This window comes from Moorena sp. SIO3H5 (genome assembly GCF_010692395.1).
Classification (GTDB): domain Bacteria; phylum Cyanobacteriota; class Cyanobacteriia; order Cyanobacteriales; family Coleofasciculaceae; genus Moorena.
This window is the reverse complement of sequence record NZ_JAAHHS010000322.1, coordinates 1-8,965: the sequence shown is the minus strand read 5'-3', so window position 1 is coordinate 8,965 and position 8,965 is coordinate 1. Positions and strand designations below refer to the sequence as shown.

The following is an 8,965-nucleotide window of genomic DNA, read 5'->3' as shown; positions in this document are numbered from 1 at the left end:
AGTAATAGCACCGACTGTAGAAAATGGAGGTGGTCTGAGTATTCAAGAGATAGAAACTTATCTGCGAGACATTGGGCCAGAATCAATTTGCTTTAGTGGTTTAGTAAATGGCAGAGTTGCAAGTGATGTAGGTTTAGTGGAATTGCTATCACAGCCAGAAGCAAAACAGAATGTACAGCAGTTGAGGCAGAAGTTAGAGTCAAAGCCAGTCAATGGCATAGATCCAGAAAGGTTACATGAACTGAGTGCATCTTTAGGATATAGCTTAGAGTTATGTTGGTCACCAGAAGGTAATCCAGAATTGATGGATGGGGTATTTGTGCGCAGTGAGTTAGCTAAAGCAGGGATAGTGTTAACACCGCTGAGTCAAAAATCGGTTGTAGGAGATAACTGGCATCACTATGGGAATAATCCCTTGAGTTCGCAGTTGGGCAAACAACTGATACCTCAGTTGAGAGAGTATTTGGAGTCGCGGTTGCCAGAGTATATGGTGCCATCAGGGTTGATAGTGTTGTCGAAATTGCCTCTAACTCCCAATGGCAAGGTAGACCGTAAGGCTTTACCTGTACCAGATGTGGCCAGTAGTGTGTCCACAGAATATGTAGCTCCTGAGACGGAGACACAGAAAGCATTAGCAGAGATTTGGCAAGAAGTGTTGGGAATAGAAAAAGTGGGAATATATGATAACTTTTTTGATTTGGGAGGTCATTCTCTAACCGCCGTCAAATTAGTTTCTAAGATATCCACAAATTTCCAGATTAGTCTCTCAGTAAAAACTTTATTATTACACCCAATAATTGCTGAATTAAGTAATATTATGACGGAACTAATACAAAGTAAAAATGTCTCTCAAGAGCCAAGCTCTCAATCAATTAATAATGAAGTTCAGGAAACCTTAAATGAGGAAGTTGTACAAAATAAAAATTCCGAGTATGTACAATTTGAATCTCGTTCTTTGTTATCTTTATTTGCTGTGGGTAAAATTCCTCCTGTCGATGCTGCAGCCTTAGCTTGTTTAGGAGAATATGATCCAGAAATGTTTAGTTGTAGTCGAGATTATCTTGTTGAAAATATCTTTGAAAATCTTCCTTTTTGGCCAATTGTCAAACAGACTAATTGGGGTCGAATTGCAATAATAATTTTTCCGAGATTTATTTCTGACTTATATAGCAATCAAGATGATACAGTACAGGGAATTATTGAAGCATTAGAAATGGCGGGAAGAATTGGTGCTAAGTTTGTTTCTTTGACTGGCTTAATTCCTTCTGCTACTGATTATGGTTTGGCAATTACCAAGGCAATTGCTAATCGTCAGGATTTGCCAAAAATTACGACGGGACATAGAACAACTGGTGCTGCTGTTGTACTTACTATTAAGAAGATATGTGAGCAAGGTGGGCGAGATTTAAGTACAGAAAAAGTAGGATTTCTTGGCTTAGGTTCTGTGGGAATGAATGTGTTGCCGTTAATGTTGAAATGCTTGCCACATCCTCAAGAAATTACTCTTTGTGACGTTTACAGTAAGTTAGAATTTTTGGATAATATTAAACAAGATTTAGTCCAAAAATTTGGGTTTAAAGGTCAGATAAATTTGGCATTATCAAAAACAACAGTTCCCGAACAAATTTACGACTCTACTTTAATTGTGGGAGCTACAAATGTCGCCGATGTATTAGATATTATGCAGGTTAAGCCTGGTACGCTAATTGTTGATGATTCTGGTCCTCATTGTTTTTCAGTGGAGCAAGCTATTCAGCGTTTTCAGGAACGGGAAGATATTTTGTTTAGTGAGGGTGGAATGTTGCGATCGCCATATCCTATGAAAACCACAGTCCATTTACCACCCTCTCTAGAAAAAATAATGAATAATGCTCAAAAGGAAGCAGTTTTTAATTCAAATCCTTTTAATATCATGGGTTGTGCTTTTTCTGGTTTACTATCATCTCAGTTCGAGCAACTGGAGCCTACTGTAGGAATTTGCGATGGAGAAGAGTCTGAATTACATTACCAAATTTTGGAAGAATTAGAATTTGAAGCGGGCGATCTACATTGTGAACATTATGTACTTCCAGAAAAATCAATAGCCAATTTTAGACAGCGTTTTGGCAAAGATTTGTAAGGATTTAGGTGATAGCAATTGCTGGTGAAGTCTGCGATATTAGATCGCAGACTTCATAATAAAAAAGATATCTGATAATTTTTTGTGTTATTATTATCAGATATTAATTGTAGGGTGGGCAGTGCTTTATACCAAGGGTGCATCTCATTTTTGCTGTTTGACACCGTGGTGCCTTAAGGGCAGCAACATAATCAAGGGCTAGAGGCGGAAAATAAGGCTCCCCTAACGCACCCTACGCAACTTTTTTACAAATATGAGATGCACCCCATACCAATTTCAAAGCTGACAATCGTTAAAGTAAGCACTGCCCACCAGAGAATTAATTTTATAGTTAATTCTCTGGTGGGCAGTGTTTATACTAATTGAAAAGCTGATAATCGTTAAAGAGAATTGAGAATTGAGTACAGAATAAAAATGTTAGCGTGGGCGTGGCATTTCTTTGCTGAGAATCGAATTTTTTGGTTCTTCAGTACCTGCTATGCGCTCATTTCAGGTAAAAAAAACAGAAAGCTTACTCTACAACCGACTTTCCGCAGGTAGGGATCACATGCAGATAATTTTCCTACCCCCTTTGAGCACGAAATCAAGTCAAGAGGTAATATTTACGGCAAGGAGCACCCAAGAACTGAAGAATCCACAATCGTTCAGATGTGAGATTGGTAATGTGCTTGACACCATCAACCGTCAGTAAATGAATTGACATGAAACATTGAAAGATCCAGAATTGAGTGGGTTGAGCCGTAGGCTTACCGACCTGATTATCAATCTTTTGTTTAGCTGTCTCTAAAGCCTGACGCACAGAGCGTTGACCCAAACTATAAACCAGCAAGCACAAACCCATGATCATGGCCAAAGCCGCCACTCGCTCAGGGGTATGGAGAAAAACGCTCGAAGTGAAGAATAATGGGTCTTTGAGGAAGCGAAAACCTCGCAAGTCGATTGTTGTGCCTTGTACTCACGAAGGATTTGGTCATGACTCAACACCTGCTCATCCAAGACATTGGTAGCCAACACGAACTTGCCAGCTCGTTGACGTTCAGCAGCTATGACTGACTCTTTGGAGACAAGTGTGGCAGAGTATGAATAGTGTTTGTCAGGGACGGCATCCTTGCGGGGTCTACCGCGTCCTTGGTGTTGAAGAATTTCTACCACTTGCAGGTCATGCAGTTGATGGTAGGGTAACTTTGCGGACAACTTGTCAGCCGCACACAGAGCATCAGGTTGACAAGCAAAGCGTTGATTCTCGTGCCTGATGCAGTGCTCTAGTCGCGAGTGTTAACTGTCTGGCAATACGTTTTTCTAGTTGTTTCGAGTCAGATTCTAACCGCGCCTGACTTTCCACTACTAACCATCGTTGTCGAATATCCCCATAACTGTTACCCACAGGGGCATCTCATAACCCAGTTAGAGAACTTTCTACGAATGCCTCTGGGTGAATCTGTTGTAACAATTCTTTAGCCGCTTTGAGGGTGGCTGGGACTCTCGATACCCATTGCAATTGTGTCAGGAGTTGCAGATTGTCCAAGGTGTAGAGAGCAGCATCGGCGACAAAAAGTGCATCTACATTCCATTGCTGTCTAAATTCCTGGATGAGTTGAGCAAAGACTGCTGAATCTGTTTCATTCCCATCCCCCACTCTCAGCGTACTTGGGGATATCTCCATCGCCGGTGCACATCAGGTCTACCATGAATTGCTTTAAGTCGGGGCGGTGGTCTCTCGAATAACCATAGGTAATGTGAATTGTACCTGGCTGATCCGGTTCATCACCCGAACAGGCGTAATTTCCATCTACGTGCAGGGAACTCGAATCTAGGTTAGTCGCTGCTCATTTCTACCCCAAAATACTTCGCCGCCGCCAATGCTACAGTGACGAAAATTTCGGTGAGTCCGAAGCTGTACAATTTGTCCAAGATGCGCCCCCTACAGTCATCGTTGAGGTGTTCTGGTCTGATCCCAACTCCCTTGTAGATGTTCTGTGGCTTTGCCCACAAAGAACCTTTCAAATAGATACAACGGCGCACTGACAAAGCCCAAACCATTCAGAATCATGGCGCGTGACTACTTGCCCTGGGGTGATAATTGACTGGGGATGATTGCCGTATAGTTTGTCTATTTGTTCGACTAGTCCGATTTCATCACAAATTCCAGCCACTATTCCACAGTGGTCAAGATCCTGTACTCTGATATTAGACGCTTCAATTTTACTCATCTTTTAAAAATACCGGATTTTGGAATCACACCTGCGGAATGTGGGCTACAAGTGATGCAGAGGTGCGACCCGTGGCGAATTTAATAATTAGATGCGGAAAGCGCACCTAAGCGCTGCCGTGGTTTCCACGGGGCTGGAGAGCGATGCAGCGCGGTCTTGGGGGTTTCCTCCATGAGCGACTGCATCAAGACAGGTGCGGACGCAGGTTCCGCACACAGCCCCTCCCCAGGAGCGACTGCATCAAAACAATGATTAATGATTTAGGATTGCTATATGTTACAAGCTTTGTTATCTCCCTGATAGCTATAAAGGATACTATTTTGAACCTTTTGTCAAGGAAGTTTTATAGAAAATTTAAATGAACGTACCCTGGTAAAATTTAGCCATCAAATTATTGATTATACACAATAATTAATGAAACTTAATTCTAATAAATATAATTGTTTTTTACGAAAAATGAGAGCTATATCCCTTGTCTTGTCGGTTTTATAACTATTTTCGTAACCCAAAAAAATAGTGTTGACTTAATCAAAAAATAATGATAAAATACCAAAGGTTATTAAGCCGCCTATCTAATAGTATGCTATTGTACTATCAAAACACACATATGAGCTCCATCACAACCAAGCTCAAACTTAATAATAAACAGAAAAAGATGATGGATCAACACGCAGGATCAGATGGTGTTACAACTGGGTTTTTAGTTTGTGTAATATCGAGATTTAAACCCAATTATAAGGAGCCAAAAATGCTGTGAGCTTGACTTCAATGCCTGTGGTTGAGTAACCGCCGACAGTTTCATAGTCAGCAGGAATTAAACATCAGATTGTCAGGTTATGTGACGTTTGTATGTATCATTCTTTTGGAGCAGTGTAGGGGTGATTATGAATCAAAAATACCAGAGCGATCTAATAGCTATTATTGGTATGGCTTGTCGATTTCCTGAAGCGAATGATCACAACCAATTTTGGCATAATCTTGAAGAAGGAATAAATAGTATTAGTGAAATTCCTTCCCAGAGGTGGGAAGTAGAGAAGTATTATTATGACACTCCCGAAACCCCCAATAAAAGTATTAGCAAATGGGCAGGATTAATAGAATATATAGACCAGTTTGATGCTCAATTCTTCGATATTTCTCCCAGAGAAGCAACAAGAACAGACCCTCAACAGAGAATTTTGCTGGAGTTAAGTTGGTCTTGTATAGAAGATGCAGGTTACTCACCATCTCAACTTTCGGGAAAAGACGTAGGTGTTTTTATCGGGGCGTGTAGCTATGACTCTATTCTATTGATGAACCAAAATCAAGACAATGTAGAAGGTCATAGTGGAACAGGAACTTGGACTTGTATGATTCCCAACCGCATATCTTCATTTTTTAACCTGCATGGTCCAAGTATTCCGATAGATATAGCTTGCTCAAGCTCACTGGTAGCTATTCATTAGGCGGTTAAATCCTTCAAAGAATCAGAATGTGAAATGGCATTGGTAGGTGGGATAAGCGTGTTATTTACCTCAACAACATACATCCAGATGAGTCAACTGGGGATGTTATCCCCAACAGGACAATGTAGAACATTTAGTAGTGATGCTGATGGTTACGTTAGGGGAGAAGGAGCAGGAGTAGTTTTATTAAAGCCTCTGAAAAAAGCAATAGAAGACGGCGATCGCATTTATGGTGTAATCAAAGGGAGTGCAATCAATCATGGAGGTAGAACTAGAACTTTAACATCTCCCAATGTTTATGCTCAATCTCAAGTACTGAATCAAAGCGATTGGCCGTAGGCCACGCGGGGCGCGATTAGCCCAAAGGGCTACGCTACGCGATCGCACAGATAACATCAAGGAAAATAACTGGATAGAGGTAGAACTATGAACTTAATTGAATTCTTACAATACCTTTCCCTAAAAGGGGTTAAATTATGGAGTGAAGGAGGAAAATTAAGAACTGGAGGTTCTCAAGAAGTACTGACCACTGATGTTATTGCCCAACTAAAGCAGTACAAATCAGAAATCTTACAGTTACTAAGGGAAAATCCAGATATATCCCAAGTCCATCCCCTCTCTTATGGTCAAAAAGGTCTCTGGTTTTTGTGGCAGCTATCACCCCAAAGCTATAGTTACAATGCCTCATTTGCTATTCGGATTTACTCTCAGGTAGATATAAAAATTTGGAAGCAAGTCTTTAAAACTTTACAGCAACGTCATCCGATCCTTAAGAGTACATTTCCTAAAGTAGGTGAAGAACCAATTCAATGGATACATCAAAATCAAGAATTAGATTCTTTACAGATTGATGCTTCCAACTGGAACGAAGATGAGTTACATCAAAAAGTGCTTTCAGCTCACAGACATCCTTTTAACCTAGAAACAGAACCAGTGATGCGAGTTAGGTGGTTCACTTGTTCTGAGCAAGACCATATTATGTTAGTGACCATACATCATATTGCTTGGGATGGTTGGTCTGCTAACTTGATTATCAAAGAGCTGCCACAACTCTACCAAGCTATACTAACTGGTGTCGAAGCATCTCTACCACCACTCAATAATTCTTATCAAGATTACGTTCGTTGGCAAAAAGAGTTAGTAGAAGGACAAGAAGGAGAACAACTATGGAACTATTGGCAACAAAAATTGGGCGGGGAATTACCTGTCTTGAATTTGCCCACAGATAGACCACGACCCCCTATACAGACTGATAATGGTGGCAGCTACCCCTTCAAGTTATCAGAAAAGCTGACTGAACAACTGAAGGAACTAGCTCAAACAGAGGGGGCAACTCTGTATATGACTCTGTTGGCTGCTTTTCAAGTGCTTCTGTATCGTTACACAGATCAAGAGGATGTTTTAGTAGGATCGCCTACATATGGTAGGACTAAAGCTGAGTTTACTTCTATTGTTGGTTACTTTGTAGACTCAGTAGTGATGAGAGCAGATTTGTCAGGGAATCTCTCTTTTAGAGATTTCCTTTCCCAAGTACGCCAGACAGTCCTCGGAGCAATAGCTCATCAAGATTATCCCTTTGCTTTATTGGTAGAGAAGTTACAGGTAGAACGTGACTCCAGTCGTGCTCCTCTTTTTCAGGCTTACTTTGTACTACAAAAATTCCTGGAATCTCAAGATCTGCAAAAGGTGTTGTTTAGCAGCAAAAAAACCTTGATGAATTGGGGAGGACTTGAAGTAGAACCATTTGTACTAGATCAGTATGAAAATCAATATGATTTATTCCTGGAAATGCTTGAAGAAGACTCATCTCTGGTTGGGTTATTAAAATACAATTCTGACTTATTTGATGAGCAAACTATTGCTCGAATGGCTAGTCATTTTCAAACTTTGTTAGAAGGGATAGTGAATGATCCGCAACAGAGAGTAACAGCACTATCATTAATGACAGAGATAGAGCGAGAACAGATATTGGTAGAATGGAACAATACCAAAACAGATTACCCCACAGACAAATGTATCCATCAGTTATTTGAGGAACAGGTAGAAAATAAAACAAGTGCAGTAGCAGTAGTATTTGAACAACAAAAGTTGACCTACTCCCAATTAAATAGCAAAGCTAATCAACTAGCCCATTACTTGCAAAAATTGGGAGTAGTTCCAGAAACCTTAGTGGGAATATGTGTAGAGCGTTCAGTAGAGATGGTAGTAGGTTTATTAGCCATACTCAAAGCCGGAGGAGCTTATGTGCCATTAGACCCGAATTATCCAACTTCGCGTCTCAATTACATGGTAGAAGATGCACAACTATCCATCATCTTGACTCAAGAAAAATGGCAACATCATCTACCATCTACAGCAACTCAAGTAATATGTCTGGACCGGGAGCTACCAAATACAGCAAGTTCAGAAAACCTAACAGTATCAATAACATCAGAGCATCAGGCATACATGATGTATACCTCCGGCTCCACTGGTCTACCCAAGGGAGTAAACATCAGACATCAAGGAGTAGTGCGACTGGTAAAAAATACCAACTATATTAAGCTCACAGAAGAAGACATATTCCTACAATTAGCAGCCATATCCTTTGATGCAGCTACACTGGAAATTTGGGGCAGTCTGGTTAACGGAGGCACTTTAGTTGTAATGCCACCCCATCAACCTTCCCTAGCAGAAATAGGAGCAGCAATTAGGGAAAACCAAGTCACGACCCTATGGCTGACAGCAGGGTTATTCCAACTGATGGTAGAAGAGCAACTAGAAAACTTAAAATCATTAAAGCAACTATTAGCAGGAGGAGACGTATTATCAGTAACCCATGTGCAGAAAGTAGTAGAAAAACTCCCAGGATGTCAATTAATAAATGGTTACGGCCCCACAGAAAACACCACATTCACCTGCTGCTTCCCAGTCAAAGCTGATAGTAATCTAGAAAAATCAGTACCCATAGGCAAGCCAATATCCAACACCCAGGTATACATCCTGGACTCAAATTTACAACCAGTCCCCATAGGAGTGCCTGGAGAACTTCATATTGGAGGAGATGGTTTAGCAATAGGCTACCACCACCGCCCCGAACTGACAGCCGATAAATTTATTCCCAACCCTTTTGAGGACTCAAAACTCAACCCCCCCCTTACCCCGGAGGGAAGTCAAAACTCAAAATTATATAAGACAGGGGATTTGGCTCG

2 protein-coding genes and 2 pseudogenes are annotated in these 8,965 nt (G+C 40.9%); 3 read left to right on the top strand and 1 reads right to left on the bottom strand.

Annotation, left to right across the window (positions count from 1 at the left end; genetic code table 11):
* Positions 1–2,119, top strand: a 2,119-nt coding sequence (locus tag F6K52_RS26850; protein ID WP_293085526.1) for a phosphopantetheine-binding protein, incomplete at its 5' end; no start/stop codon positions are given.
* 583 nt (positions 2,120–2,702) lie between these two features.
* On the opposite strand, the pseudogene F6K52_RS26845 reads toward F6K52_RS26850, so the two are convergent.
* Positions 2,703–4,329 (bottom strand): annotated as a pseudogene (locus F6K52_RS26845) (IS1634 family transposase).
* 884 nt (positions 4,330–5,213) lie between these two features.
* On the opposite strand from F6K52_RS26845, the pseudogene F6K52_RS26840 reads away from it, so the two are divergent.
* Positions 5,214–6,113, top strand: a pseudogene (locus tag F6K52_RS26840) (polyketide synthase).
* Positions 6,114–6,200: 87 nt separating this feature from the next.
* Positions 6,201–8,965 (top strand): amino acid adenylation domain-containing protein (locus F6K52_RS26835; protein WP_293085521.1); only part of this gene is annotated, 2,765 nt, incomplete at its 3' end.